Origin of the sequence: Deinococcus sp. HSC-46F16 (genome assembly GCF_024171495.1) — a bacterium.
In the GTDB taxonomy this organism is placed as follows: Bacteria; Deinococcota; Deinococci; order Deinococcales; family Deinococcaceae; genus Deinococcus.
In genome coordinates this window covers 384,663-410,735 of record NZ_JALJZW010000002.1, presented here as the reverse complement: position 1 = coordinate 410,735, position 26,073 = coordinate 384,663, and the positions used below count along the sequence as shown (strand labels likewise).

General features: G+C 70.0%; 33 protein-coding genes and 1 riboswitch. Of the genes, 20 read left to right on the top strand and 13 right to left on the bottom strand.

Translation table 11 applies throughout. The features are described from left to right. Positions 1–37: 37 nt before the first annotated feature. Entirely contained in the window at positions 38–1,906 is a 1,869-nt protein-coding gene (ftsH, locus tag L1280_RS07440; RefSeq protein ID WP_253581459.1) for an ATP-dependent zinc metalloprotease FtsH, read from the top strand. Between the two features lie 61 nt (positions 1,907–1,967). Here the strand turns inward: ftsH and L1280_RS07435 are convergent, their stop codons facing one another. From L1280_RS07435 to L1280_RS07420, 4 genes are read right to left on the bottom strand one after another with little or no spacing between them, the layout of a single operon-like run. Beyond that, a complete protein-coding gene (locus L1280_RS07435) occupies positions 1,968–2,486 on the bottom strand; it encodes a DinB family protein (RefSeq protein ID WP_253581458.1) in 519 nt (172 codons plus the stop codon). Then, positions 2,486–3,007 carry a DinB family protein gene (locus L1280_RS07430; protein WP_253581457.1) on the bottom strand — a complete coding sequence of 174 codons (522 nt, stop codon included), beginning with the start codon at positions 3,005–3,007 and terminating at the stop codon, positions 2,486–2,488. The genes L1280_RS07435 and L1280_RS07430 overlap by 1 nt, the downstream gene beginning before the upstream one ends. 40 nt (positions 3,008–3,047) lie before the next feature. After that, complete coding sequence (locus L1280_RS07425) at positions 3,048–3,362, bottom strand: DUF1905 domain-containing protein (protein WP_253581456.1); 315 nt, start codon at positions 3,360–3,362, stop codon at positions 3,048–3,050. 5 nt (positions 3,363–3,367) lie between these two features. Then, positions 3,368–3,850 (bottom strand): DinB family protein, encoded by a 483-nt coding sequence (locus L1280_RS07420; protein WP_253581455.1) that lies wholly within the window; start codon positions 3,848–3,850, stop codon positions 3,368–3,370. Positions 3,851–3,928: 78 nt separating this feature from the next. Between L1280_RS07420 and L1280_RS07415 the strand changes: the two genes are divergently transcribed. Beyond that, a complete protein-coding gene (locus tag L1280_RS07415) occupies positions 3,929–4,915 on the top strand; it encodes a YafY family protein (protein ID WP_253581454.1) in 987 nt (328 codons plus the stop codon). After that, a complete protein-coding gene (locus L1280_RS07410) occupies positions 4,890–5,420 on the top strand; it encodes a (4Fe-4S)-binding protein (protein WP_253581453.1) in 531 nt (176 codons plus the stop codon). Before L1280_RS07415 ends, L1280_RS07410 begins: the two co-directional genes overlap by 26 nt. Here L1280_RS07410 and L1280_RS07405 read toward each other — a convergent pair. Continuing rightward, positions 5,417–5,821, bottom strand: coding sequence for an ACT domain-containing protein (locus L1280_RS07405; protein WP_253581452.1), 405 nt, complete (start codon positions 5,819–5,821; stop codon positions 5,417–5,419). The genes L1280_RS07410 and L1280_RS07405 overlap by 4 nt on opposite strands. A 56-nt stretch (positions 5,822–5,877) precedes the next feature. Here L1280_RS07405 and L1280_RS07400 point away from each other — a divergent pair, with 56 nt between their 5' ends. The 5 genes from L1280_RS07400 (at position 5,878) to L1280_RS07380 (ending at position 10,070) form a co-directional block, all read left to right on the top strand. Next, on the top strand, positions 5,878–6,288 hold the full coding sequence (locus L1280_RS07400; RefSeq protein WP_253581451.1) for a DUF4279 domain-containing protein: 411 nt from the start codon (positions 5,878–5,880) through the stop codon (positions 6,286–6,288). A gap of 39 nt (positions 6,289–6,327) precedes the next feature. Continuing rightward, positions 6,328–7,635, top strand: coding sequence for a thymidine phosphorylase (locus tag L1280_RS07395; protein ID WP_253581450.1), 1,308 nt, complete (start codon positions 6,328–6,330; stop codon positions 7,633–7,635). A 62-nt stretch (positions 7,636–7,697) separates the two neighbouring features. Then, complete coding sequence (locus L1280_RS07390; protein ID WP_253581449.1) at positions 7,698–8,156, top strand: LapA family protein; 459 nt, start codon at positions 7,698–7,700, stop codon at positions 8,154–8,156. 106 nt (positions 8,157–8,262) lie between these two features. Further along, complete coding sequence (gene accD / locus L1280_RS07385) at positions 8,263–9,126, top strand: acetyl-CoA carboxylase, carboxyltransferase subunit beta (protein ID WP_104989672.1); 864 nt, start codon at positions 8,263–8,265, stop codon at positions 9,124–9,126. Continuing rightward, positions 9,123–10,070, top strand: a complete 948-nt coding sequence (locus tag L1280_RS07380; protein ID WP_253581448.1) for an acetyl-CoA carboxylase carboxyltransferase subunit alpha — start codon at positions 9,123–9,125, stop codon at positions 10,068–10,070. Before accD ends, L1280_RS07380 begins: the two co-directional genes overlap by 4 nt. Positions 10,071–10,259: 189 nt before the next feature. On the opposite strand, the gene sugE is transcribed toward L1280_RS07380, so the two are convergent. The 6 genes from sugE to L1280_RS07350 form a co-directional block, all read right to left on the bottom strand. Further along, positions 10,260–10,580: a quaternary ammonium compound efflux SMR transporter SugE gene (gene sugE / locus L1280_RS07375; protein ID WP_104989674.1), complete on the bottom strand. Its 321-nt coding sequence runs from the start codon at positions 10,578–10,580 to the stop codon at positions 10,260–10,262. A 9-nt stretch (positions 10,581–10,589) separates the two neighbouring features. Next, positions 10,590–10,661, bottom strand: a riboswitch (guanidine-III (ykkC-III) riboswitch). Positions 10,662–10,761: 100 nt separating this feature from the next. Beyond that, positions 10,762–11,469, bottom strand: coding sequence for an ABC transporter ATP-binding protein (locus L1280_RS07370; RefSeq protein ID WP_253581447.1), 708 nt, complete (start codon positions 11,467–11,469; stop codon positions 10,762–10,764). Beyond that, on the bottom strand, positions 11,462–12,313 hold the full coding sequence (locus L1280_RS07365; protein ID WP_253581446.1) for an ABC transporter ATP-binding protein: 852 nt from the start codon (positions 12,311–12,313) through the stop codon (positions 11,462–11,464). Before L1280_RS07365 ends, L1280_RS07370 begins: the two co-directional genes overlap by 8 nt. Then, the gene (locus tag L1280_RS07360; RefSeq protein WP_253581445.1) at positions 12,306–13,289 is read right to left on the bottom strand and encodes a branched-chain amino acid ABC transporter permease; all 984 of its coding nucleotides are present in this window, start codon (positions 13,287–13,289) and stop codon (positions 12,306–12,308) included. Before L1280_RS07360 ends, L1280_RS07365 begins: the two co-directional genes overlap by 8 nt. 37 nt (positions 13,290–13,326) lie before the next feature. Further along, positions 13,327–14,187, bottom strand: coding sequence for a branched-chain amino acid ABC transporter permease (locus L1280_RS07355; RefSeq protein ID WP_253581444.1), 861 nt, complete (start codon positions 14,185–14,187; stop codon positions 13,327–13,329). A 129-nt stretch (positions 14,188–14,316) separates the two neighbouring features. Beyond that, positions 14,317–15,456, bottom strand: a complete 1,140-nt coding sequence (locus L1280_RS07350; protein ID WP_253581443.1) for an ABC transporter substrate-binding protein — start codon at positions 15,454–15,456, stop codon at positions 14,317–14,319. A gap of 191 nt (positions 15,457–15,647) precedes the next feature. Here L1280_RS07350 and L1280_RS07345 point away from each other — a divergent pair, with 191 nt between their 5' ends. Beyond that, complete coding sequence (locus tag L1280_RS07345; protein ID WP_253581442.1) at positions 15,648–16,124, top strand: acyl-CoA thioesterase; 477 nt, start codon at positions 15,648–15,650, stop codon at positions 16,122–16,124. Next, positions 16,121–16,738: a histidine phosphatase family protein gene (locus L1280_RS07340; protein ID WP_253581511.1), complete on the top strand. Its 618-nt coding sequence runs from the start codon at positions 16,121–16,123 to the stop codon at positions 16,736–16,738. Before L1280_RS07345 ends, L1280_RS07340 begins: the two co-directional genes overlap by 4 nt. A gap of 3 nt (positions 16,739–16,741) precedes the next feature. Here L1280_RS07340 and L1280_RS07335 read toward each other — a convergent pair whose 3' ends face one another. Continuing rightward, positions 16,742–17,257: a DinB family protein gene (locus tag L1280_RS07335; RefSeq protein WP_253581441.1), complete on the bottom strand. Its 516-nt coding sequence runs from the start codon at positions 17,255–17,257 to the stop codon at positions 16,742–16,744. 66 nt (positions 17,258–17,323) lie between these two features. On the opposite strand from L1280_RS07335, the gene L1280_RS07330 reads away from it, so the two are divergent. Genes L1280_RS07330 through L1280_RS07305 form a run of 6 tightly spaced genes read left to right on the top strand, consistent with a single transcriptional unit; the run spans position 17,324 to position 20,164 of the window. Further along, positions 17,324–17,638 (top strand): helix-turn-helix transcriptional regulator, encoded by a 315-nt coding sequence (locus tag L1280_RS07330; protein WP_253581440.1) that lies wholly within the window; start codon positions 17,324–17,326, stop codon positions 17,636–17,638. Next, on the top strand, positions 17,635–18,297 hold the full coding sequence (locus tag L1280_RS07325) for a hypothetical protein (RefSeq protein WP_253581439.1): 663 nt from the start codon (positions 17,635–17,637) through the stop codon (positions 18,295–18,297). The genes L1280_RS07330 and L1280_RS07325 overlap by 4 nt, the downstream gene beginning before the upstream one ends. Continuing rightward, positions 18,294–18,902, top strand: a complete 609-nt coding sequence (locus tag L1280_RS07320; protein WP_253581438.1) for a hypothetical protein — start codon at positions 18,294–18,296, stop codon at positions 18,900–18,902. The genes L1280_RS07325 and L1280_RS07320 overlap by 4 nt, the downstream gene beginning before the upstream one ends. Beyond that, positions 18,899–19,243 (top strand): hypothetical protein, encoded by a 345-nt coding sequence (locus L1280_RS07315; protein WP_253581437.1) that lies wholly within the window; start codon positions 18,899–18,901, stop codon positions 19,241–19,243. Before L1280_RS07320 ends, L1280_RS07315 begins: the two co-directional genes overlap by 4 nt. A 12-nt stretch (positions 19,244–19,255) precedes the next feature. Further along, positions 19,256–19,534 (top strand): hypothetical protein, encoded by a 279-nt coding sequence (locus L1280_RS07310; protein ID WP_253581436.1) that lies wholly within the window; start codon positions 19,256–19,258, stop codon positions 19,532–19,534. Between the two features lie 30 nt (positions 19,535–19,564). Next, positions 19,565–20,164 carry a hypothetical protein gene (locus tag L1280_RS07305; protein ID WP_253581435.1) on the top strand — a complete coding sequence of 200 codons (600 nt, stop codon included), beginning with the start codon at positions 19,565–19,567 and terminating at the stop codon, positions 20,162–20,164. 162 nt (positions 20,165–20,326) lie between these two features. Here the strand turns inward: L1280_RS07305 and L1280_RS07300 are convergent, their stop codons facing one another. Continuing rightward, positions 20,327–20,938 carry a hypothetical protein gene (locus tag L1280_RS07300; protein ID WP_253581434.1) on the bottom strand — a complete coding sequence of 204 codons (612 nt, stop codon included), beginning with the start codon at positions 20,936–20,938 and terminating at the stop codon, positions 20,327–20,329. A gap of 98 nt (positions 20,939–21,036) precedes the next feature. On the opposite strand from L1280_RS07300, the gene L1280_RS07295 reads away from it, so the two are divergent. From L1280_RS07295 to L1280_RS07280, 4 genes are all read left to right on the top strand, one after another. Continuing rightward, a complete protein-coding gene (locus L1280_RS07295; RefSeq protein WP_253581433.1) occupies positions 21,037–21,873 on the top strand; it encodes an enoyl-CoA hydratase/isomerase family protein in 837 nt (278 codons plus the stop codon). A 28-nt stretch (positions 21,874–21,901) separates the two neighbouring features. Then, positions 21,902–22,771: an aminoglycoside phosphotransferase family protein gene (locus L1280_RS07290; RefSeq protein WP_253581432.1), complete on the top strand. Its 870-nt coding sequence runs from the start codon at positions 21,902–21,904 to the stop codon at positions 22,769–22,771. A gap of 89 nt (positions 22,772–22,860) precedes the next feature. Continuing rightward, positions 22,861–23,856 (top strand): malate dehydrogenase, encoded by a 996-nt coding sequence (locus tag L1280_RS07285; protein WP_253581431.1) that lies wholly within the window; start codon positions 22,861–22,863, stop codon positions 23,854–23,856. Between the two features lie 69 nt (positions 23,857–23,925). Beyond that, positions 23,926–25,992 carry a prolyl oligopeptidase family protein gene (locus L1280_RS07280; protein WP_253581430.1) on the top strand — a complete coding sequence of 689 codons (2,067 nt, stop codon included), beginning with the start codon at positions 23,926–23,928 and terminating at the stop codon, positions 25,990–25,992. Positions 25,993–26,073 lie beyond the last annotated feature (81 nt).

Genomic DNA, 26,073 nt, shown 5'->3' with positions numbered 1-26,073 from the left:
ATGCCGTCCCAATCGTTCTAATTCCCTGGAGGCACCCTTGAGGCGGCTCAATCCCTGGCTGATCGTCCTGTTCGTTCTGGCTCTGTTCCTGATGTTTTCCCAGGCCCCTGGCGGTGCGCGGGCCACGGTCGGTTACAACGTCTTCAAAGATCTGCTCGCGCAAGACCGGATCGAGCAGGTGGTCGTTCGGGACAACGTCGCCCAGGTGCGGCTGACCGAACCTACCGAGGTCCCGGTCGTGAACGGGCAGCAGCCCATCGAGACGGACCGCTTTACCGTTCGGCTGCCGGGCAACCAGGCCACGCCCGACGCCACCCTGATCTCGCAGCTTGAGGGGCAGGGGGTGGATTACCGCTTCGAGGCGCCCAGCCAGTGGTTCGCCATCCTGATCAATCTGCTGCCCATCCTGCTGCTGCTCGGCCTGATGTACTTCTTCTTCATGCGGGCGCAGGGTGGCCAGAGCGGCGTGATGCAGTTCGGGCAGTCGCGGGCCAAGAAGTACGGCAAGGAAAACCGCGTCCAGACCAAGTTCACCGATGTGGCGGGCCACGAGGAGGCCAAGCGCGAGCTGATCGAGGTCGTGGACTTCCTGAAAAACCCCGCCAAGTACCACCAGATCGGCGCCGAGATTCCCAAGGGCGTGCTGCTCGTCGGCCCTCCCGGGACCGGTAAGACCCTGCTCGCGCGGGCCATCGCGGGCGAGGCGGACGTGCCCTTCTTCTCGGTCTCGGCGTCCGAGTTCATGGAGATGTTCGTGGGCGTCGGCGCCAGCCGCGTGCGCACCCTCTTTGAGGACGCCCGCAAGTCGGCCCCGGCGATCATGTTCATCGACGAGATCGACTCCATCGGCCGCAAGCGTGGCGCGGGGATCGGCGGCGGCCACGACGAGCGCGAGCAGACCCTCAACCAGATCCTCTCGGAGATGGACGGCTTCGACAAGTCGAGCAGCGTGATCGTGCTGGCCGCGACCAACCGCCCCGACGTGCTGGACCCCGCGCTGCTGCGCCCCGGCCGTTTCGACCGTCAGGTGACCATTGACCTGCCGAACCTCAAGGAGCGCGAGGCGATCCTCAAGGTCCACCTGCGCAACAAGCCCCTCGCCCCCGGCGTGGACGTGCCCGAGGTCGCCAAGAGCACCCCGTACTTCTCGGGCGCCGACCTCAAGAACGTCACCAACGAGGCCGCGCTGGAAGCCGCCCGCTTGGGCAAGACCCAGATCGACATGAGCGACTTCTACCGGGCGCTCGACAAGATCACGCTGGGCCTGGAAAACGGCTCGCTGACTGTCAGCCCGCAGGAGAAAAAGGCCATCGCGTACCACGAGGCCGGGCACGCCGTGACCGCCGCCGTGATTCCGGGCAGCGACAAGCTTCAGAAGGTCTCTATCATCCCGCGCGGGCGGGCGCTGGGCGCCGCGTTCTACCTCCCCGAAGAGCAGGTGCTGATGAGCAAGGAGCGGCTGGAAAACCAGCTCGTGGTCGCGCTGGGGGGCCGCGCCGCCGAGGAAGTCTTTATGGGCAGCGTGACCTCGGGGGCCGCCGACGACTTCCGCAAGGCCACCAACATCGCCCGCAAGATGGTGCTGGAGTGGGGCATGGGCGACAACTTCAAGAACATGGCCCTGAGCACCGATTCCGGTCCGGTGTTCCTGGGCGAGGACATGGCCAAGCCCAAGATGTTCAGCGAACACACCTCGCAGCTCGTCGACGAGGACGTGAAGCGCATTCTGGGCCGCGCCTACGAGCGGGCCAAGGGCCTGGTCACCCAGTATGGGGCGGCCATGCACGAGGTCGCCGACGCCCTGCTCTCGCAGGAACTCATCACGGGCGACGTGGTCCGCGAGGCCGTTGCCCGCGTGGGCGGCAGCCCGCAGGCCGGAACGCCGACCCCGCAGCCGACGATGTAAACCCGCCGCAAGTGCAGCCCCCCGTCCAAGTGGCGGGGGGTTTTCGCTGTGCCGGCGGGAGTCAGGCCCTGTAGACGTTCGGGAGGTAGAAGAACAGGTCCAGTGGGGGTGGCCGAATCCCCTGCGTCCGCAGCAGCGCCGCGATCTGCGCCGTGTGCCGGACCTCGTGCAGCAGACGGTGCCACAGCAGGCCGTCCAACTTGAAGTGCTCCCCCGGCGCGTCCTCCACGACCCGCTCCAGATCGGCGTCCCCGAGTGTGGCGAGGTAGGCCAGGGTGCTCGCCTCGACCGCCCGCCAATAGTCCAGCAACTCCGGGAGGGGGAAGGCCGCGTAAACCGGGCCGTCCCCGGCGGCTTTGATGGCCGGGAAGCTGTCCTCCACGGGCGTGTCCCGCAAGACCGTGTAATGAATCCAGCCGTCTTCCACCGCTGCCGTGTGCGCCACCAGGTCCTTGATGCAGTGGAACCGTTCGCCGTCCAGCAGTGGGCGCGACAGCACCTCGTCCGGCACGCCCTCCAGCGTGGCCCACAGGTCGCGGCGGGCGCGGACGAGGTAGGCGTAAAGATCGGGGAGGTTCATCATTCCCGCCAGATTGCCCAATGGTCGTCCAGCGCGTCCATCTGCTCCTTCGTCCGGCCGCCCAGCCGCAGCAGGGCCATGATCTGGCCTCTGTGGTGGCTGTCGTGGACGATGGTGTGCTGGAGAAAGTGCGCGGGGCTGGAGCGGTAGCCCCCCTCGTTCCAGGGGTCCGCGAAGGGCTCGCCCGACGCGAGGTGGGCCTGCACGGCGTTCACGGCGGCCTCGTCGCCTGCCGCGAAGGCGGCGGCCAGCTCGGTGGGCGGGCTGCCATGCCAGCGCCACTGGGGGTCGCCGTCGGCGTCCTTTTGGGTGTGGTCCAGCAGCGGGTCCGCGTGTTCGCGCGACAGGTTCCACAGCCAGCCGACGCGGAAGCCCGCCATGTGCCGCAGGTGCCGTTCCACGGTCCAACCGCCCCGGCCGTCGGACAGGTCGAAGTCGGCGGGCGTCAGGGCGTTCAGCAGCACCTCGTTCACGCGCCCGTTGCGGCGGAAAGAGTCGAGCAGGAGAGCGAGTTCAGTCATGGGAACCTCTGGGGAAAGGGGAACCGGTGCGGGAGAAGCATCAAGCCAGCTCCAGTTGTACGGCCACGGGGTCGCCTTCCTCCAACCCCTCGGCCTGCCGGACACTGGCCCGGACGGGCAGGACGTAGAGGTCGTCCTTGGGAAAGAGCGAGGTCTTCCACTGGGTTTCACCGATCTGGACCCGCACCGGAAGCATGCCCCAGCCGTAAGTGACGAGGCTGGAGGCGGCCTTCAACTCGCCGGACTGCTCCGCTGGAACGGTCACGAAGTACCAGGGGGCCGGACCCCGCCAGAACCACAGCGGGCCGCTGAACTCCAGCCGAGTGGACGGCAGGGGAAGGTCCGACTGCGACACGTTCCTCACCGCTCGTAGAAGGCGGGCGGCTCAATCCCCAGCGCCCGCAGATAGACGTAGCCCTGGCCCCGGTGGTGAATCTCGTTGTCGATGGTGTAGATGGCGGCGGCCCAGCCGGTCATCTGACCCCAGGGGAGGGTGTGCGTCTGCGGGAAAGAGGCGAGGTCCACTCTTGGAAATTCCCGCTCCAGCCGCTCAGAGAGGGCGTCCCAGGCGGTCAGCAGTTCGGCGCGGTCCTGGGAGACGCCCTCCCGCCAGTCGGGTTCGGGCCACGCGCCGGTCAGCAGGCCATTCAGGGTCAGTTCGCTGACCTGATGAATCTCCCACGCCATCTCCCCGAACGGCCGCATGGGCGGCGCAGCCGTGAAGGTGAACAGGTGATCTTCCGGGAAGGCCTCGATCACCCGGCGGGTCAGGGCGCGGTGGCCCTGCCAGTGGGCCAGAAACTCCTGCGGCGAGACGAGGGTGGCGGTCGCGGTGTGCGTCATACGAACTCCTCCTTACGTCCAGAGCGTAACCGGGCTTCCCGTCAGGTGTTGACGCATTTGGGTGTCATGCTGTCTGCCATGTACGACCCCTCCATGCGGGTGCTGACCGTGCTGGAACTGCTGCAAACGCGGGAAACCGTGACGGGCGCGGAGCTCGCCCGGCGGCTGGAAGTCAGCCCGCGCACCGTGCAGCGGTACGTGGCGCGGCTGCAAGACCTGGGCATCCCGGTCGAGGGGCGGCGGGGGGTGGGCGGCACGTACCGGCTCAAACCCGGCTTCCGGCTGCCGCCGCTGATGTTCACGGGGGAGGAAGCGCTCAGCCTCGCGCTGGGGCTCCAGGCCCTGCGGCACCTGGGCTTGCAGGCCCTGACTCCGGCCGCGCAGGCGGCGAGCGCCAAGCTGGGCCGCACCCTGCCCCACGCCCTGCGCGAGAGCGTGCAGGCGCTGGAAGGCGCGGTGCAACTGGACGCCTCGCCCTGGGTGGTCACGACCGACGCGGCGCTGCTGTCGCGGGTGCTGGAGGCGGTGCGGGCCACGCGGACGGTGCGCTTCGAGTACGTCTCGCACCGGGGCGAGGTCACCGGGCGGGACGTGGACGTGTACCGCGCCGTTCACCTCGGCGGGCGCTGGTATGCGGTGGGCTGGTGCCACCTGCGCGGTGAGCGGCGCTGCTTCCGGCTGGACCGGATGCGCGGGCTGAGCGTGCTGGAGCTGGGCTTCACTCCACCGGACGCCTTCGACGCGCTCGCGTACCTGCGCGACACCCTGACCGAGCTGCCCCCCACCCACGGGGTCAGCGTCTGGCTGGCGGCCCCACCCGAGGCCCTCGCCGGGCGCGTTTCGCTGTGGCGCACCGACCTCACCCCCGAGGACGGCGGCACCCGGCTGCGCTGTCAGCGCGAGGATCTGGAGGGCTTCGCCGCATTCCTGCTGGGGCTGGGGTGCGCCTTTCGGGTAGACGGCCCGCCCGAGCTGCGGGAGGTCTTCGGGCGGCTGGCGGGGCGGTGCGCGGCGGTAGGGGCGGGGGATACACTGGCCCATGACCCAGAACCCGGTGCCCCCTGACGACCTGCTGCGCGGCAAGGCGTACACGGAGGGGGAGATCACCGTCGCCTACGACGCTCCCCGCTGCACCCACGTTGCCAACTGCGTGCGCGGTCTGCCCGCCGTCTTCCGGCCGAAGGAGCGGCCCTGGATTCAGCTCTGGAACGAGGCCGATGCCCAGCGCGTGGCCGAGGTCGTGCGGACGTGCCCGACCGGGGCGCTGCACTACGCGCTGCACGGGGCACCCCCCGAAGCCCCCGCCGTGCCCACCACCGTCATGCCCGTGAAGGACGGCCCCCTGGTGATGCGCGGCGACCTCGTGATCCAGACCCCGGCGGGTGAGGTGCGCGAGGTGCGGGCCGCCCTGTGCCGCTGCGGGGCGAGCGGCAACAAGCCCTTTTGCGACGGCACCCACGCCCGCATCGGCTGGAAGAGCGACCAGCCCGGCGGTCAGGCCACCCCCGACCAGCGCGGCGACGGCCACCCGGAAGAAGGCCAGCAGGCCGACGGGGCGCGGCGGGACTAATCCGCGACCGTGTGCCCCGCCCCCCGCAGCGCCGCCAGCGCGTCCGGCAACCGCGCCGCCGGGACCAGCACGTAATCGGTGTCGTAGGTGCTCAGCGCGAAGATGCCCACTCCGGCCCCGCGCAGCGGCTCCAGCACGGCGGCCAGAATGCCTGTCAGCCCGAAGTCGAAGGGGCCGTGCAGCCGCAGCGCGGCCCACCCCGCCTGATGCCGAGTGCCGGGCGGGAGGTGCGCGACCTCGCATACCAGCGACAGTTCCTCGGCGGTGCGCGTCAGGCTGAAAAACCCTCCCCCAAGCGGCGGCAGGGGGGCCTCCGGCGGAAGTTGGGCGACGGCGAACTCGGTGGGCGCGGCACCTCCCAGGACCGAGAGCGTAAGGCGCGGGCGGGCCGGAGGAGTCATGAGGGAGAATGGCACGGACAGAAGACGAAAGAGATAGACGGGTGACGGAGAGGGCCATGGAAAACGAGTCACAGCCGCTGGTGCGTGTCTACCTGAGTGTGACGGGCGACTTCGATCCACTGAACTTCAGTGAGTTGGTGGGGTTGCGGGCAGACAGAACGGCGCGTCGCGGTGAGCGTGACGGGGCAAGGGTTGTGCCACGTTGCGACTCCTGGGACCTGGAAATGGCCGAGCGACGGACCTGGGATATGGAAGGGGTGGTTGACGACCTTCTCGCGCGCCTAGCTGGACACGAGGCACAAATCAACGCCGTGACCAGAGCACACGACTTGGGCGTCGTTCTGAGGATCGTTGCCTACTGGAATCCAGCAGAGTCCTCTGCACCGGCTGTCACCTTGAGCGTCCAGCAGATCGCTTGTCTGGCTCGGCTCGGAGCTTTTCTGGATGTGGATCTGTACGCATCCTGACTGAGAGAGGGTGACCGAGCCTCTCCCTTAAACTGCCGTATGACCACCACCCTCACCATCCCCGACTTGATTCGCAAGAAGCGTGACGGCGCAGAGCACACCCGCGCCGAACTCGAGCAGCTCGTGCTGGGCTACACGCGGGGCGACGTGCCCGACTATCAGGTCAGCGCGTGGCTGATGGCCGTCTACCTGCGCGGCATGACCGCCCAGGAAACCGCCGACCTGACGCTGGTGATGGCCGATTCGGGTGACCAGATGGACCTCGCGGGGCTGCCGCGCACGGTGGACAAGCACTCGACGGGCGGCGTGGGTGACAAGACCAGCCTGATCCTGACGCCGATGCTGGCGGCCCTCGGCCTGACCGTCGCCAAGATGAGCGGGCGCGGGCTGGCCCACACGGGCGGCACCATCGACAAGCTGGAAAGCTTTCCCGGCTGGAGCCCCGACCTCCCGGAAGACCGCTTTCTGGCCCAGGCGAGCGAGATCGGCCTCGCGCTCGTCGGGCAGACCAGGGACCTCGCCCCCGCCGACGGCAAGCTCTACGCCCTGCGCGACGTGACCGCCACCGTGGACTGCCTGCCCTTGATCGCCTCGTCCATCATGAGCAAGAAGCTCGCGTCCGGGGCGCACACCGTCGTGCTGGACGTGAAGGTGGGCGCCGGGGCCTTTATGCGGACGCTGGAAGACGGCCGGGGCCTCGCCCGCGCGATGGTGGATATCGGGACGCGGGCGGGGCGGCAGGTGCGGGCCGTGCTGACCGACATGGATACCCCGCTGGGGCACATGGCCGGGAACAGCCTGGAGGTGCAGGAGGCCCTGAGCACCCTGCGCGGCGAAGGCCCCGATGACCTCACCGAGCTGTGCGTGGCCCTCGCGGTGGGGGCGCTCGCGGCCTATGGGGAGGACCCCGCAGAGGCCGAGGCCCGCGCCCGCGCCACCCTCACGGACGGCTCGGCCCTGGCGAAGTTCCGCGCCTTCGTGGAGGCGCAGGGCGGGGACACCTCCCTGGTGGACCGCCCCGAGCGGCTGGACGTGGCCCCCGGCCGGGCGGACGTGGTGGCCCCCGCCCCCGGCTTCGTGGAGCGCCTCGACGCCCTCGCGGTGGGCCGGGCGGTCCTGGTGCTGGGCGGTGGGCGCGAGCGCAAGGGCGAGGCCATTGACCACGGGGTCGGCGTGGAAGTGTTGAAGAAGCCCGGCGAGGCGGTGGAGGCGGGCGAACCCGTGCTGCGCCTCTACCACCGGGACGGCCGGGGCTTGGACGCCGCCCGCCGACTGCTGGAAGAGGGCCTGAGCGTGACAGAAACGGCCCCGCCGCCCCAGCCCTTGATTCTCGACCGGGTGAACTGACCACCGCTGGGTGAACGTTCCCCCTCTGCCGCATGGCGTGGGGGGTGCGTTACCCTCACCCCATGCGGACGGTCGTCCTGATCATCATCGTCGTGCTCGCGGCCATCTTCGCGGTCCTCAACCGTCACGCGCTGATGTTCGGGCACACCCTGAACCTGGGCTTCGTGACCTACACGGGCGTGCCGCTGGGACTGATCCTGCTGCTCGCGGGCCTCTTTCTGGCGCTGCTGTTTTTCCTGTGGGCCAACGTCGAGCGGCTGCGCGGGCAGGCCGACAGCGCCCGGCTGCTGCGCGACATGGAGGCGCTGCGGGCCAACCTCGACGCGCAGGAGGGGAGCCGCTTCGCGCAGCTTCAGGCATATATCGACGAGCGGTTCGAAACGCTGGGCCAGAGCGTGAGCCGCCCGGCGCTGCCCGCCCCCGGCCTCGCGGAGACGAACGCCCGCCTCGACGCCCTGCAACGCGACCTGAACCTGCAACTCGCGCAGATGGACGATTACCTCAAGCGGCGACTGAAGTAAGGCTGCCCGTCTCCTTGCACCCGGTTCAGAACTGGGGTCCGGCCCTTCTCGGCGCGTCTAGAATGCGCCGGGAAGCTGGTTTTCCCCAAAGAGGAGTGAAAAGGCTATGGCGCTCGACCGTTTTTTCCGCAGACGCCGTCCCCAGCCGCAGGGCGGGGCGGAGTTGCCGGACCTGTGGACCCAGTGCCCCCAGTGCAAGGAGGGGGTTTACAACCGTGACCTCGAACTCAGCGCCCACGTCTGCCCGCGCTGCGGCCACCACCTGCGGCTCGACGCGGGGCGGCGGCTGGAGGTGCTGCTCGATGGGGGCAGCTTCCGGCAGCTCTCGGGCCGGGTGCAGCCTGTCGACCCCCTGGGCTTCGAGGACACCGAGCCCTACCCGGCGCGGCTGGCGCGGGCGCAGAAGAAGACGGGCCGCCCCGACGCGATCCTGACCGGGACCGGGACCATCCTGGGCCTGCCCGTGACGGTGGCTGCGATGGATTTCGCCTTTTCGGGCGGCAGCATGGGCAGCGTGGTGGGCGAGGAAATCGCGCGGGCCGCCGAGCACGCGGCGGGGGCCGGGACGCCCTTGGTCCTCGTCGCGGCGAGCGGCGGGGCGCGGATGCAGGAGAGTGCGCTGTCGCTGATGCAGATGGCGAAGACGACCGTGGCGCTCGAAGGCCTCGCCGAGCGCGGGCTGCCTTACGTTTCCATTCTGAGTGACCCCACGACCGGGGGCGTAACCGCCTCTTTCGCCACCGTCGCGGACGTGATCGTGGCCGAGCCGGGCGCATTGATCGGCTTCGCGGGGCCGCGCGTGATTCAGCAGACCATCCGCCAGCACCTCCCCGAGGGCTTCCAGCGCTCGGAATTCCTGCTGGAACACGGCATGGTGGACGCGGTCGTGGACCGCCGCGAGCACCGGGCCTACCTGCGCTCGCTGCTCGGCGTGCTGACCCGGCAGCCCGCCCCCGAGGTGGGCGCGTGACCGCCCCCGCCGACACCCTGCGCGAGCTCGAAGCCCGGCTGCGCGACCTGGAGGACACGGCGCAGCGCACCGGGCAGAACCTCGACGCGGCCCTGACGCCGCTGCGGGCCGAGGTCGAGCGGCTGCGCGGCGAGGGCCACGCCCGCCTGACCCGCTGGGAACGGGTGGGCCTCGCGCGGGCGCCGGGCCGCCCCACCGCGTTGGATTACGTGGAGCGCCTCTGCACCGACTTCACTGAGCTGCACGGCGACCGCGCCTACGGCGACGACCCTGCCCTGATCGGCGGCCCGGCCCGCTGGGGGGGCGTGCCCGTGATGCTGCTGATGCAACAGAAGGGCCGCGACACCAAGGGCAAGATCAAGCGCCGCTTCGGCATGAGCAACCCCGAAGGCTACCGCAAGGCGGTCCGGCTGATGGACCTCGCCGACCGCTTCGGGCTGCCGGTCGTGACCCTGATCGACACGCCCGGCGCCTACCCCGGTATCGAGGCCGAGGAACGCGGCCAGGGCTGGGCCATCGCCGAGAGCATTCAGCGGATGGTGCGCCTCCGCGTGCCCGCCGTCTGCGCCGTGATCGGCGAGGGCGGCTCGGGTGGGGCGCTCGCGCTGGGCGTGGGCAACCGGGTGCTGATTCAGGAAAACGCCTGGTACTCGGTGATCTCGCCCGAGGGGGCGGCCAGCATCATCTGGAAGGACGCGGCCAAGGCCCCCGAAGCCGCCGAGGCCCTGCGCCTCACCGCCCCCGACCTGCTGGAACTGGGGCTGGTCGAGGAAGTCGTGCCCGAACCCGTGGGCGGCGCCCACCTCGATCCGGGTGCGGCGGCGACGGCGCTGGGCGAGGCCGTCTCGCGGCACCTCGCGGAGCTGTCGGCGCTGGGGCCGGACGAGCTGAAGGCCGGGCGGGCGGCCCGCTTCCGGGCGCTGGGGGCGTTTCGGGAGGGGTGAGAGACCCCTCACCCCGCTGCTTCGCCGCGCCCCTCTCCCCGTGGGAGAGGGGGCTTGTTGTTGGGCGCCGTTCTTCTGCCAGCGGCTGACGGACGCCGGGCATGTCACCCAGAGCGCAGCGGTTCGTGTTGGCGACGGCTCCAGCCCAGTTGACCGAAAGAACCCCCTCTCCCCTGGGAGAGGGGTCTCTCAGTGCCCGCTCGTCGCCTTCAGCCCGATGATCGCCACGATCATCATGCCCAAGAAGAGCAGGCGGCTCAGCGTGACCGGTTCCTTGAACAGCACGATGCCCAGAATCGCCGCGCCCACCGCGCCGATGCCCACCCAGACCCCGTAGGCCGTGCCGATGGGCAGCGTCTTGGCCGCCAGCCCCAGCAGGCCCATGCTGGCGACCATGCTCAGCAGGGTCAGCACCGTGGGGACGGGCCGGGTAAAGCCCTCGGTGTACTTCAGGCCGATCGCCCAGCCGATTTCGAGCAGCCCCGCGATCACGAGCAGAATCCATGCCATACGACACCTCCTGCGCCGTCTTGTCGTGACCGGGTACGGCGGTGCTCTCGTCCGGAGTTCGGCCCCCAGTCCCGTGCATACGGAGGGGGGCGACTGCCAGCAGTGTAGCGGCCCCGCGTAAGCAAAGGAGGAGCGGCGTGTAAGCCTCCCGTTACACGCCGCTCCTGCTGGGGACTGGCGGCTATACCCCCAGGTACGCGCTCCGCACCCGGTCGTCACCCAGCAGCGCCTGCTGCGAGCCTTGCAGCGACACCCGGCCCCCCTCCAGCACGTACCCCCGGTGCGCGATGCCCAGCGCGGCGAAGGCGTTCTGCTCGGCCAGCAGCACGCTGACCCCGGCCTCGTTGACCCGCTGCACGGCCTGGAAGACCTGCTCGACCACGAGCGGGGCCAGCCCCAGCGACGGCTCGTCGAGCAGCAGGAGCTGGGGCCGCGCCATCAGCGACCGCGCGATGGCGACCATCTGCTGCTGCCCGCCCGACAGGCTCCCGGCGGGGGCGTTCCGCTTGCCCACCAGATCGGGAAAGAGGTCGTAGACCCGCCCCAGCTCGCGCTCGGTGCCCGCCGCGTCCCGGCGGTGCACGAAGGCGCCCAGCCGCAGGTTCTTCTCCACGCTGAGGTCGGGAAAGAGCAGGCGGCCTTCCGGACACTGCGAGACCCCCTGCGACACGTTGAACTCGGGCCGCCCGCCCGTGAGCGGCACCCCGCGCCACGTCGCCGTGCCCGCCGAGGGACGTTGGAGCCCGCTGAGCGTCCGGAACAGGGTGCTCTTGCCCGCCCCGTTCGCCCCCAGCAGCACGACGATCTCGCCCTCCTGCACGGTCAGGTCCACGTCGTGCAGCGCCCGGAAGGGGCCGTAATTCACGCTGAGGCGCTGCACCTCAAGCATGGGCACCCTCCCCGCTCCCACTCCCGGTGGTGCCCGGCTGCCCCATCTGCCCGCCGTGGGCGTGCCCGCCCAGGTAGGCCTCGATCACGGCGGGGTCGCGGCTGACCGCTCCCGGCGTGCCCTGCGCAATCTTCTGGCCGTGGTGCAGCACCACGATCTCGTCGGCGAGGCCCATCACCAGGCTCATCTTGTGCTCGACGAGCGCGACCGTCAGGCCGCCCCCCACCAGTTCCCGGATCAATCCCATCAGGTTGACGGTCTCCTCGGGGTTCATCCCGGCAGCGGGTTCGTCCAGCAGCAGCAGTTTGGGATCGCTGGAGAGCGCCATCGCAATGCCGACGCGCTTCTGGCCTTCCTGGGTCAAGGCCCCGGCGGGCCGTCCGGCCTGCCCTGCCAGCCCCACCCGCTCCAGCGCCCGCAGTGCCCCCTGGCGGCTTTCCGCCTCGTCGCGGCGCTCGCGGCCCGTGCGCAGCAGGGCGTCCCACACTCCCGCCCGCGTCCGGACCCGGTGGCCGATCATCGCATTGTCGAGCACGCTGAGTTCCTTGTAGATGGTGGTCGTCTGAAAGGTGCGGGCGATGCCGCGCCCCACGACCTGATGGGTCCTCAGGCGGGTGATGTCCTCGCCCTGAAAGCGGATGCGCCCCGAGGTCGGCTGATAGAAGCCCGAGATCAGGTTGAAAAAGGTGCTCTTGCCCGCCCCGTTCGGCCCGATGATCGCGGTGATCTTCCCGGCCGGAAGCTGGGTCGTCACGTCGCGCACGGCATGCAGGCCCCCGAAGCGAATGCCCAGCCCCTCGACCTCCAAGATGGCGTTCGGCAGAATGGCGTCCGGCTCAGGCATGGTCCACCGTCCTCTCGGTGCGGGCGCTCGCCCGGCGCACGCTCCAGCGGTCCCACAGTCCGGCCAGCCCCTGCGGCGCGAAGAGAACGAGCAGCACCAGCAGCGGCCCGAACACGATGTACTGGTAGTCTTGCAGCCCCTTCAGGAATTGCAGCGCCACGTAGATCAGCCCGGTCCCCAGCAGCGGCCCTGCCAGCGTGCCCACCCCTCCGACGAGCAGGTACAGCAGCACGGTGAAGGTGGTCGTCGGGCCGGTCACCGCCGAGCCCAGGAAGCCCACGTAGGCGGCGTACACGCCGCCCGCCAGTCCCGCCAGGGCAGTGGAGAGCATCAGCGCCCGCAATTTATGCGAGTACACGTCGATGCCCGCGCTCCGCGCGAGGTCATCGCCGCCCCGGATGGCGACCAGCGAGCGCCCGAACACACTCTGGCGGGTCCGCGCCACGATCAGCACCGTCAGCGCCAGCGCCGCCAGCGCCACGTAGTAGAAGTTGGCCGAACGCGAAAAATCGATCCCGAACAGGCTGGAGGCGGGCGGCACCCCGTTGAGGCCGTCGCCGCCGCCCGTCAGGCTGTCCCACTTGTTGATCACCAGCGCGATGATCACGCCCACGCCCAGGGTGAAGATGGAAAAGACGTCCCCCCGCGTGCGGAAGGCCACCAGCCCCATCAGCAGCCCGCCCAGCGCACAGATCAGCACGGCGGTGGGCCACGCCAGCCAGAAGTTCCAGCCCTGTTTCAGCGTCAGGATGCCCACCGCGTAGGCCCCGATCCCGAAAAAGCCCGCGTGCGCGAGCGGAAGCTGCCCCGTGTAGCCCAGCATCACGTTCAGGCCGTAGGCGAGCATCGACCAGATCATCACGTTGATCGCCACGTCCAGCACGTAGCCGCCGGGTTGCAGGAGCGGCAGCAGCGCGGCGAGCACGAAGACGGCGACCCACACCAGCGGGCCGGGTTTGAACGCGGAGCGCGTCATCGGGCGCCCCCCCCGTGACCTTTGCCTCCGACCGGCATCACGTTCCCCTCCGGAAGAGCCCCTGCGGGCGAATCGCCAGCACGAGGACCAGCACCACGAACCCGATCACCTCCGCGAAATCCAGCCCGATGTAAAACCCCCCGAAGATCTCGGCCAGCGCGAGCAAAAAGGCCCCCACGATGGCGCCCGGCACGCTGCCCATGCCGCCCAGGATGATGATGGCGAAGACCTTGAGGTTCATCACCTCGCCCATCGCGGGCGTCACCGAGACGATGGGCGCGATCAGGGCCGCCGCGACCGCCGCGAGCGCCCCCGAGATGGCGAAGGTCAGCATCCCGACCCGGTTGACATTGATGCCGACCAGCCGCGCTCCCTCGCGGTTCTGGGCCATCGCCTCGATGGTCGCGCCCGTCAGCGTGCGCTTGAGAAAGAAGTTCAGCCCCAGCATGACGAGCACCGAGGCCACAATCACCAGCAGCCGCTGCCAGGTGATCACCACCCCGCCGAGGTCGAGGATGCCGGGAATCGGCTCGGCGATCTGCTTGAAGTCCGCGCCCCAGATGCGCTGCACCGCCGCCTCGAAGAAAAACAGCACCCCGATCGCCGCGATCATCGCGTGAACGTGCGGGGCATTTCGCAGGGGGTAGAAGACCAGCCGTTCGAGCAGCGCCGCGAGCCCGGCGACGAGCACCGCCGCGATCAGCAGCGCGGCGAGGTACGGCACGCCCAGCCCGCTCAGCACCGCGTAGGTGAAGTAGGCCCCCAGCATGTACAGCCCGCCGTGCGCGAAGTTGGGCACCCGCATCACGCCGTATACCAGCGTCAGCCCCAGCGCGACGAGCGCGTACACGCCGCCCAGCGCCAGCGCGTTGGAGAGTTGTTGAAAGAGGGTGGTCAAGGTCGGGTCTCCTGGAAGGTCAGAACGGGGGTAAGAGAAAAAGGGCCGCGTTCCGCTGGGCGGGGGGCGCGGCCTGGGCAGGGGAGAGGCTCCGGGGTGGGTTCTGGACGCGCTCTCCCCATCAGCGCTTTACTTGTAGACCTTGGTGACGCGCAGGCGGTTGTACTTGCCGTCCTTGACGCTGGCGATCACGAACTCGGCGTCCACGTGGCCCCCGGCGGTCACTCCGGCGAGCTTGTAGATGGTCTGGCGCTGCGGCAGGGCCTTGGCGGCGGCGTTGAGCTGGGCGCGGATGGCCTCGGGGTTGTCGGTCGTTCCGGCGAGCGTCATCGCGCGGGCGATGATGTTCATGCCCATGTAATTCAGCGCGGCCTCGCTGGTGGGGTCTTTCTTGTAGGCCCGCGAGTACTGGGTGCGGAACAGCTGGGTGCCGGGATACTCGATGGTGGGCAGCACCCCCACGCTGCCGTTGAGGTAGCTGCGCGGAATCACGTCGTCCATCTGCTCGAACTTGGCCTGATCCATCACGATGAAGCCGCCCTTGAAGCCCTGTTCCCGCGCGGCCTTGATGACCTGCGCGGTGGGCTGACTGGGGCCGCCCACGAACAGCACGTCGGGCCGCTCGGAGAGCGCCTTGGTCACCGCGCTGGAGTAGTCCACGGTGGTGTTGTAGTCCACGCCGTTGTTGGTCCCCACCGTGCCGCCCTGCTTGCGCCAGCCGTCGCTGATGGCCTCGGTCCACTGCTTGCCGTAGGCACTGGTGGTGCCGATCAGCCCCAGCCGCTTGCCGAAGGCCTTCATCTGCGTCTGGACAAAGGGCTGCACGTAGTTGTCGTAGCGCGGCGGCAGCATGAAGGTCAGCGGGTTTTTCGCCGCCAGAATCGCGGGCTCGCTGGAATACGCGACGAGCAGGAACCGGGGGTCGCGCGTGGCAAGCGGCTGCACCGCCTGAATCCCGCCCGCGTGCGGCACGAAGATCACGTCGATGCCCTGCGAGGTCAGGCGCCGCACGTTGGTCGCCGTCTCGTTGGGCAGGTAGCGGTCGTCGAGCGACACCAGCCGGAAGGTGACCTTTTCATTGCCGACCGTGATGCCCCCGGCCTTGTTGAGTTCGTTGATCGCCATCTCGATGCCGCTCTGGACATCCTTGCCGTAAAAGGCCGCGCCGCCCGACAGCGGCCCGCTGTAGCCGATGCTGACCACCTTGTCGGCGAGGGCGGGGGCTGCCGAGACGGCAAGAGCCAGCGAGAGCAAAAGACGCTTCTTCATAAGACCTCCGGCGCGGCGGGATGGTGCCGCACGAGACTTGGCGTTCGCCAGGTGGGCTGGCAGCTGAACAGCGCATGGGTGTGAAGCAGGGTTGTGGGTAGGCGCATGCTGGCATGGACCGGGGGGGGTGTCAATTGCCTTGCCCCCATTCCTTCACCCTCCCCGGCGGGGGCCGTACACTGCCGGGCGCGATGACCGACCCGTCCACTTCCCTTCAGCCCCCCCAGTCCCGCACGCCCGCGCCGCGCAGCCGCGCCCGGATGCTCGAACTCGTCTTTCCCAAGGACACGAATTACCTGGGCACAGCCTTCGGGGGCTTCGTGCTCTCGCTGATGGACAAGGCCGCCAGCGTGGCGGCGGTGCGGCACGCGGGACCCGGCGGCGCGGTGGTCACGGCCCGCATGGACGGGGTGGACTTCCGCACGCCCATCCGGGTGGGGGACGCGGTGGCCCTCGACGCCCGCGTGGTCCGGGTGGGCCGCTCGTCCATGACCATTCAGGTGGACGTGTACCGCGAGCACATGGCCTCCGGCGAGCAGGAACTCGCCACCACGGGCCTGTTCGTCTTTGTCGCGCTGGGCGAGGACGGTGCCCCCCGCCCGGTCCCGCCCCTCGCCGAAGGGCTCGATACCGCCAGCGCCGAGCCCGACACCGAGGCCCGCCCCTGACGCCCGGCCCCCTCCACCTCACCCTGATTCGCCACGGCGCGACCGTCTGGAACGGGGAGGGCCGCTGGCAGGGCTGGACCGACACCCCGCTGGGCGAGGTGGGGGAGAGGCAGGCACGGCGGCTGGGCGTACGGCTGGCCGAACGCGACCCCGGCCTCGTCTACGCCAGCGACCTGCGCCGGGCCGCAGAGACGGCCCGCCTGGCCCTGCCCGGCGCAGAAGTCCGGCTGGACCCCCGATTGCGCGAACTGCACTTCGGGCGCTACGAGGGGGCGACCTCCGAACAGGTGCTCCACGACCCCGACTACGCCGCGTGGCAGCGCGACCCCTGGCGCCTCCCTACCCCCGGCGGCGGCGAGCGTCTGGAGGAGGTGGGGGCACGGATGCGGGATTGGGCAGAGGAATTACCGGGCGGGACCGTGACCGCCTTCACCCACGGGGCGGCGCTGCGGGCGCTGCTGTGCACCCTCTTCGGCTGGCCCGCGCCCCCGCAGCCCGGCTACGTGCTGCCTTTTCCCTACCGCCACGCACACACCGGGATCACCCGGCTGGAGCGGCGCGGCGTCGGGTGGACCCTGCACGTCTACAACGACCACGCCCACCTGGGGGACTAGCGGTTACGCCAGCGCCAGCCGCGCATGCGCGAGGTGGTGGCGCAGGTGCCAGTCGTGCTTGGCGACGAGCCGCCACAGGTCCTGCTCGCCCTCCTGCGGGTGGGTCACGCGGCGGGCGAACTGTTCGGGGTCGGTGCCGCGCAGCAGAGCGGCCCAGCGCACGTTCGCCGTGTCCATCAGCGCCAGCGCCTCCGCCACCGGCAGCGCCGCGTCCGCCAGGGTCAGCCACGCCTCCTGCGCGAAGGGCTGGATGACGTAGCCTTCGGCCGTCAGGCCGTACTTCAGGCGGTTCAGGCCATGCATGTGTGCGTCCGCTGCGTGGTGGGCGAGTTGCGCGACCGTCCACCCCCCAGGGCGGTAGCTGCGGGCCAGCCCGGCCGCGTCCAGCCCCGTCACGGCCTCCCGCCACTCGCGCCCGGTCGCCTCCATCCGCGCGGCGACGGCTTCCAGCGCCGCCCGGTCCCGCGTGGGCAGGTCCTGAATCGGGCCGATGGGAAAGCGGCGGGCGTCGTCTGCCATGGGGCAGTATCCCCCGCCCAGTTACCTTCCTTCCCGATACATTGAATTTAGAGGTATACTGGAACCATGAACTCCCGCGAGCAGCTCCGGATGCTGATTCTGGCCGTGCTGGAGCGGCAACCCGAACACGGCTACGCCATCGCGCAGGCGATCAAGGCCCGCTCCGAGGGGCTGCTGACCGCCAAGGAAGGCACCCTCTACCCCGCCCTGCACGCGCTGGAGGCCGAGGGACTGGTCGAGAGCGAGGAGCGCGAGGCGGGCGGCCGGGTGCGGCGCGAGTACCGCCTGACCGAGAAGGGCAGTAAGGTGCTGGCCAAGGCGCGGGGCGACTGGCAAAAGCAGGTGCGGGCGGTGGGTGCGGTGCTGGGAGGCACGCCGTGACGCTGGAGCGCTGGCTGGAGTTCGCCACACGCGGCCTGGCCCCGGCGGCGGCCGAACGGGTGCGGCGGGAGTACGCGGCGGCTTTCGAGGATGCCCAGGCCGCTGGGGAATGGCCGTACGAGATCCTCGCTGGCTGGGGCGACCCCCACCGGGTGGGCCGGGAACTGCGCCGGGTCCACCTGACCGAACAGGAAGCCCGCGCCCTGCACCCCGGCTACGCGCCGACCTGGGCCGGGCTGCGGCAGGCGCTGGGGGAAGATCTGGGGTTCATCGTGGGTCCCGCCCTGATCGTGACGCTTCAGATGGTGCGTGGGGAAGCCGGGTCAGCGCCCGCGTTCTGGGGGTGGGCCGGGATTGTCCTGCTGCTGACGGGCCTGCGCTGGCTGGTCGTCTCCCGGCTCGCGTCCAGGGTGCGCTGGCGGGTTGTGGCCTCGTGGCTCTTGCACCCGTGGACCGTGCTGAGTGGGCTGCTCGTGGGAATCACGGTCGCCAGCCTGAAGTCGGGCCGCGAACCGCTGGGGGGGCTGCGGCCTGGCCCTGACGCCACGTTGCTGGAATACGTCTTCATCCTGGGGTTGGCGCTGCTGCCTTTGTCTCACCTCCTGCGCCTCCCGACTTCTCTCCGCGCCGCCGCCAAGCAGGAGGGGGAAACCGCATGACCCTGGAGCACTGGCTGCGGGAGGCCACCGCTGGGCTGCCGTCCGAAGTCGCCCAGCGGGTGCGGGCCGAGTACGCCGCCCACGTCGCGGAATCGGGGGTGCCCGAGGCCGAGGCGGTCGCGGCGCTGGGTTCACCGCAAGCGGTGCGGCGGTCGCTGGGGCAGACGTATCTGGGCGCGGAACGGCTGGAAACGTTGAGGGAAGAGTCGCTGGCGCGGGGACTGTTCGGCCTCGTCTGGCTGCTGCCCCTGCTGTATGGCGGCTACATGGTCTGGGACTGGTGGAGCTGGGAGCGGGGTGAGGGGGTGACCCTCCCCTGGGGCGCGGCCGGGCCTGCCCTGGCGACGCTGCTCAACCTGCTCGTGTGGGGCGTTACGGCCCGCACCGTCCCCGAGCGGCGTCGGCTGTGGCGCACGCAGTGGGGCAGTCTGTGTGTGATCTCCATGCTGTGGATCAATGACGTGGTGGATGTGTGGCGGGGTCAGGAGACGGAGGTCTGGGGAGTCGGGCTGCTGGGAACCGCCTTGCTGGCCGCGCTGGCCGTCGCCTTTCGGGACGACCGCCGATTGCGCCGCACCCTCGCCCTGAAGGAGAGCCGCCCATGACCCAGACTCCGCTCAGCCGCTACTTGGACACCGTGACCGCTCCTTTCCCGCCCGACACGGCCCGCCGTATCCGGCACGAGTTGGAGGAACACGCGCTGGCCCACGCCGACGCCCTGCGGGCAGCGGGGCACCCCGACCCGGAGGGCGCGGCCCAGGCGGCGCTGGGGTCGGCGTCCCAGGTGCAGCAGGCGCCGATGGGGGCGCACTTCACGCGGTTGGAGGAAGAGGAGTTGTGGGCGAACCGGGCCTACCGAAAAGCTGATCCGCGAGAATGGGGTGGACTCGTCTTTGATGCGGTGATCGGGTTGGCCCTGCCCTTCATGTCCCTCCTCGTGGGCTGAGGCTTTTCCTGGGTGGCCTACGGAATCTATGTGGCTGGAGTGCTGGTGCTGGGCGCGGTGGAATGGGCCATTCCTCGCCGCTGGCCCGCCCGCAGCGCACGGGTGCTGGTGGTGCTACGGTCGGCCCGGTCGCTGTTCGTCATGCTCAGCCTCTACGCGATCTGGCTCTCGCAGGATTCCTCGTTCGGGGCGGCCATCCTCGGGGTGGCCGTAGGCGCGGGGATTGTCCACCTGATCCTGCTGCGTCCCCTCTGGTCCCACCTCCCCAAAGCCCTGCGCGGCGCCCGCTGATCCCCTTTGCCCTGTTAAGCTCCCCTCCATATGCTGACCTTTACCGAGGCGGCCCGGCAGCCCGCCGCCGTGGTCGGGGCCGAGACGCACCGGCTGGCCGCGCACGCCGGGCGCCTGAGCGCCGGGATGGTGGTCCCCGCGAGCTATGAGGAGGCCTTTTACCGGGGCAACAACCTGCCCGAGCAACTCCGGCGCCTCTTTTCGGGCCTTAATCCCGCCCGGCTGGACGAGGACCTGCTGGAGACGCTCGCGCCCCGCGCCGCCGAGCTGGTCCGCACGAGCGCCCTGTCGGACGACGCGGTGCAACTGTTCTACCGGGCGCTGGGCAACGCGGGCCTGAGCATGGGCGAGGTGCATCTGCGCCGTCCCGGTGGGCAGCAGACGGAGGCTGCGGCCGTCACGCCGCCTGGAACAGCCGCCCTGCATGCCCTCAAGCGGCTGTGGGCGCGGGACTGGACCTTCGGGGCGGTGCTGGCCCGACTGGACGAGCACGGCAGTGTGGGCCTGGAGGCTCGCCCGGTGCTGCTGTTTGCAGGCGAACCGGGCCGCCCCGCCCCCGCGCTCGCCGCCGAGCTGGAGGTGGGGGCGGCCCTGGTCAACGGGCAGGGGCTGCTGGTGGGCCTGCCCTGATGGGCCTGCTACAGATTCCGGCCCAGCGGTGACACACCCTGTTCACCCCGAGCGGACTGGCAAAGCTGCGAGGCAGAGCGAGCAGGAACACAACGGTGGCCGGGAAAGGCGTTTCCCTGTCGGCGCTCTCCCGGTTCGAGAACCGATGGGACGGCAACCGTATTACCAGCCCGCCGTGTTCAGCACCCAGTAAGCCCGGCCTGCCCCCTCGGCCCGCGCCACGCTGCCGTAGGACACAGCGCTGTACAGGGCCGCGCAGTGGGAGGCACTGCCTTTCCAGGCCGCGATGACCTCGGCGGGGTCGGTCATTCCGGCGGCCAGACTCTCCTCGAAGCGCAGGACCGTTCCGGTGGGAGGCGCGGGCTTGAAGCCTGCCCCCACCATGCGCCGGGCCGGGGTGCTCGTGCCGAGTTTGTGGGGAAGCTCCAGGGTGCCCCGACCTGCCAGCACCGCCGCGTAGCCGTCGGCCGCTTCGTGCAGGTGCCCCTCGAAGGTCAGCGTGGGGCGGGCCGGGAACGTCCGGCCGTCCGGGCAACTGCCGCCTCGGCTGCGCTCGGCGTTCACCGCGTCCAGCATGGCCTTCTCGGCCCCCGTCTGTGGGAAGCCCGCCAGGGGGCTGAGCGCGGGGCGGAAGTCGGTGGTTGTCTGGTAGCTGAAAGTGTCGCCAAAGTCGGGATCGCTGACCTCGACCGTGACCTGGGTCGGGGCGGGGGTTCCGCCGTCACAGGCGGCGAGCAGCAGGGAACACAGCAGGGCGGGCAGGGTCAGACGCATGGGGGCACCTCCGGGGAAACCGGTGCCAGCGTAGGACGTGCGCCGCTCCCGCGTCTGCGCACATTCGCACCCCCGCCGGGGGGTGTTAGCCTCCCGCCATGTCCGCCCACTCCTTGACCGCCCAGCAACTCACCGCGCCGGGCGCCTACCCCGGCCTGCACCTCACCTTGCACGGGGACGGCATCCTCGAAGTCGTCCTCCGCAACGAGAAGACGCTGAACTCCGTGGATGCCGAGGCCCACCGCGCCCTGACGTACATCTGGCGCGACATCGACGCCGCTTCGGGCGTCCGCTGCGTGCTGGTGCGCGGCGAGGGCCGAGGGTTTTCATCGGGCGGCGACTTCGCGCTGATCGAGGAGATGAGCCAGGACTTCACCGCCCTCGCCCGCGTGTGGAAGGAAGCCCGGGACCTCGTGTACAACCTCGTGAACTGCGGCAAGCCCGTCGTAAGTGCCATTCACGGCCCCTGCGTGGGCGCGGGGCTGGCGGTCGCCCTGCTCGCGGACGTGAGCGTCGCCGCCAAAAGCGCCCGGATTCTGGACGGCCATGTTCGGCTGGGCGTGGCGGCGGGCGACCACGCGGCCATCATCTGGCCTTTGCTGTGCGGGCTGAACAAGGCCAAATACCACCTGATGACGGGGGAACCCGTTTCCGGGGAGGAGGCCGAGCGTATCGGTCTGGTCAGCCTGTGCGTGCCCGACGAGGAACTCCTCGACCGCGCCTGGGCCGTGGCCCGCAAGCTCGCCTCCGGCAGCCCCACCGCCGTGCGCTGGACGAAATACGCCCTGAACAACTGGCTGCGGGCGATGGGGCCGACCTTCGACACCAGCCTCGCCCTGGAATTCCTGGGCTTCACTGGCCCCGACGTGCGCGAAGGGCTAGCGAGCCTGCGCGAGAAGCGGGAGCCGACGTTTCAGGAGGACGCGCCGATCTGAGATGATCGCCGTTCCCAAAGCGTTTGCCATGAGGACGGTCTCCCGGTCGGGCGAGGCGGGTCGCCGCTGGCTCGAGTCGTTGCCCACTCTGGTCGCTGAAGTCTGCGCCACCTGGGGCCTGGAGGTGGAGGGTCCGGCCAGGCATGGGGAATGGGGCCTGGTCTTCGCCGTGCGCGGCGCGGGCACCCCCGCCGTGCTCAAGGTCACCTGGCCGAGCGAGGACGGCAGCATGGAACGGGCGGTCAAGGCTCTGACGCTGTGGGACGGGCGGGGTGCGGTGCGGCTGCTGCGGGCAGACACAGTACGGCAGGCCCTTCTCCTCGAACGCCTCGACAGCACGGCAGACCTGAGCCGGGTCGGGGTGGAGGAAGCCCTCCCTGTGGCCGGGAGCCTGCTGAGGCGGCTTGCTGTCCCGGCCCCGGCGAGTTTCCCCTCACTGGCGGCGGTGGCCCGGCGGGTGGGGACCACGTTGCCCCAGCGTTGGGAGCAGCAGGGCCGACCGTTATCCCGGCAGGTCGTCGAACGAGCCGTTGCCCTCGCTTCCGAGCTCGCCCCCTCGGTCGGAAACCTGCTCGTCAACTGGGACATTCATGACGGGAACGTGCTGCGTGCAGAGCGCGAGCCTTGGCTGGTTACCGACCCTCAGGTGCTCGCGGGGGACCTGGAATACGGCGTGGCCCAACTCCTGTGGTGGGGGCTGGAGGAGATCGAGTCGAGTGGCGGGGTGAGGCGGGCGCTCGACCGCATCGTGGATTCGGCAGACCTGGACGCCGACCTGACCCGCGCCTGGACTTACGTTCGCACCCTCGATTACTGGCTCTGGGGATTGGAAGCGGGGTTGACCGTCGATCCGCCCCGCTGTGAGCGGGTGATAGAGAGCTTGGGGCGGGTGGGGTGAACTGTCTCCCCACGGGGAACGCTCCCGCCTCTCCTCCCGCCCCCGCGTTATTGTTGGGCGATCAATCTCACCTTTCAGGAGGATTCCCCATGACCATGACCAAGAAACCCGTCCGCGTGGCCGTTACTGGCGCCGCCGGGCAGATCGGCTACAGCCTGCTCTTCCGCATCGCGTCCGGCGACATGCTGGGCAAGGACCAGCCCGTCATCCTGCAACTGCTGGAAATCACGCCCGCGCTGAAGGCCCTTCAGGGTGTCGTGATGGAGCTGCGCGACTGCGCCTTCCCCCTGCTGGCCGACATCGTGACCTCGGACGACCCGATGGTCGCCTTCAAGGACGCGGACTACGCGCTGCTCGTGGGCGCGATGCCCCGCAAGGCCGGGATGGAGCGCGGCGACCTGCTCAGCGCCAACGGCGGCATCTTCAAGCCGCAGGGCGAGGCGCTGAACGCCGTGGCGAGCCGGGACGTGAAGGTGCTCGTGGTGGGCAACCCCGCCAACACCAATGCCCTGATCGCGCAGCAGAACGCGCCCGACCTCGACCCCAGGCAGTTCACCGCGATGGTCCGCCTGGACCACAACCGCGCGATCTCGCAGCTCGCCGAGCAGACCGGCCAGCCCGTGAGCGCGATCAAGAACATCACCATCTGGGGCAACCACTCCTCGACCCAGTACCCCGACCTCTCGCAGGCGACCGTGAACGGCCAGCCCGCCCTCGACCTCGTGGAGCGCGAGTGGTACGAGGGCACCTACATCCCCACCGTCGCCAAACGCGGCGCGGCGATCATCGAGGCGCGGGGGGCCAGCAGCGCCGCCTCGGCCGCGAGCGCCGCCATCGACCACATGCGCGACTGGGCGCTGGGCACCCCCGAAGGCGAGTGGGTCAGCATGGGTATCCCGTCGGACGGTTCCTACGGCGTGCCCGAAGGCCTGATCTACGGCTTCCCCGTGCGCTGCAGCGGCGGTCAGTACGAGATTGTGCAGGGCCTCGACGTGTCCGAGTTCAGCCGGGGCAAGATGGACGCCACCGCGCAGGAACTGATTGAGGAGCGCGACGAGGTTCGCAAGCTGGGCCTGGTGAAGTAAGGCCGGAAGCTCGGGGGCAGAGGGGCAGGGGAGATTCCCGCCCTCTGCCCCGGCTTTTGCCGTGACAGAATGCCCCCCGTGACCCCCTCATACCCGGAGTCTCCGCGTGGCGACCACGTGGACGTGTACACCGACCCCCACGGCCGCGAGGTCCGCGTGCCCGACCCCTACCGCTGGCTGGAGGACCCCGACAGCCCGCAGACCCGCGCCTGGGTGGGGGCGCAGAACCGGGTGACCCAGGCCCATCTGGACACCCTGCCCGCCCGCGCCGCCTACCAGGAACGCCTCACCGCCTTGTGGAACTACCCCAAGGAAGGCACGCCCTGGAAACGCGGCGAGCGGTACTTCCGGCAGTTCAACCCCGGCCTGCTGAACCAGCCCGTGCTGGAGGTGGCGGACAGTCCGCGCGGGCCGTGGCGCACGCTGCTGGACCCCAACGCCCTCAGCGCGGACGGGACGGTGGCGCTGGCGGGGGCGTCGGTGAGCGAGGACGGCGAGCGGCTCGCCTACGGTACCCAGAGCGGCGGCAGCGACTGGGTGACCTGGCAGGTGCGCGACGTTTCGAGTGGGGAAGACCTCCCCGACCGCCTCGACTGGAGCAAGTTCAGTGGTGCCGAGTGGCTGCCCGACGGCTCTGGCTTCTACTACAGCGCCTACGACGCGCCGGGGCAGGGCGGCGTCCTGACCGGGGCGAACAAGAACCAGCGCCTGATGTTCCACCGGGTCGGCTCCCCGCAGGACGAGGACACCCTGGTCGTCGCCCGCCCCGACGAGCCTGACTGGGGCTTTGACCCCCACGTCACCCATGATGGCCGCTTGCTCGTCCTGCACGTCTGGAAGGGCACTGACCCCAGGAACCTGCTGTGGGTGCGTGAACTCGGTTCGGACGGTCCCTGGCGTGAACTCGTCTCCGACTTCCGAGCCAGTTTCAGTTTCATCGCCAGCGAGGAGGACGTGCTCCTGCTGAGGACCGACGAGGACGCGCCCCGCGAGAAGGTGATCGCCTGGAATCTGAAGACGGGCGAGCGGCGCGACCTGATCCCCGAAGGGCCGCACAAACTGGAATACGTCCTGCCCGTGCCCGACGGCCTCCTCACGGTGACGTTGGTGGACGCCAGCCACCGGGTCAATCTGTATGGGCGTGATGGCGCCCACCGCCGCGAGATCCCCCTCCCCGGCCTCGGCTCCCTGATGGGCATCAGCACCCGCGAGGACGACCCCGAGGTCTTCCTGGGCTTCACGTCCTTCCTGACCCCGGCGCTGCCCTACCGCCTGCTGCTGCCGGACGGCGAGCCCGAGCCGCTGGCCGAACCTGCGCTGACCTTCGACGCCTCCGCCTACGAGGTCACGCAGGAATTCGCCACCAGTCGGGACGGAACGCCGGTGCCCCTCTTTATCGTGGCGCGGAAGGGCATGGTCCGCGATGGCGGGAACCCCACCCTGCTCTACGGCTACGGCGGCTTCAACATCAGCCTGACGCCCGCTTTCAGCCCCTCGCGCCTCGCGTGGCTGGAGCGCGGCGGCGTGTACGTGCAGGCCAACCTGCGCGGCGGCGGCGAGTACGGCGAGGAGTGGCACCGGGCGGGCACGCTGGGGCAGAAGCAGAATGTCTTCGACGATTTCATCGCGGTGGCCGAGCATCTGATCGCCTCCGGCATCACGTCCCCCGAACACCTGGGCATTCAAGGCGGCAGCAACGGCGGGCTGCTGGTAGGCGCGTGCATGACCCAGCGGCCGGACCTCTTCGCGGCGGCCATTCCGCAGGTCGGCGTGCTGGACATGCTGCGCTACCAGCACTTCACCATCGGCTGGGCCTGGGCGTCGGACTACGGCCGCGCCGACGACCCGCAGATGCTGGAGGCTTTGCTGGCCTACTCGCCGCTGCACAACCTGCGGGAAGGCACCGCCTACCCCGCCACCCTGATCACCACGGGCGACCACGACGACCGGGTGGTTCCGGCGCACTCCTTCAAGTTCGCCGCCGAACTCCAGCGGGCGCATGGGGGAGAGGCCCCGGTGCTCATCCGCATCCAGACGCGGGCTGGGCACGGGGCGGGCAAACCGACCGCGCTGGTGATCGAGGAGGCCGCCGACGTGTGGGCTTTCCTGGAGGACCGGTTGGGCGGCCCCCGCTGAAGCGCGGCGGTTGACAGTCCCCCGCCTCGCCGCTAAAGTAAGCAAGCCCTGAAACGCGCCCCCGCGCGGGCGCAACCAAGG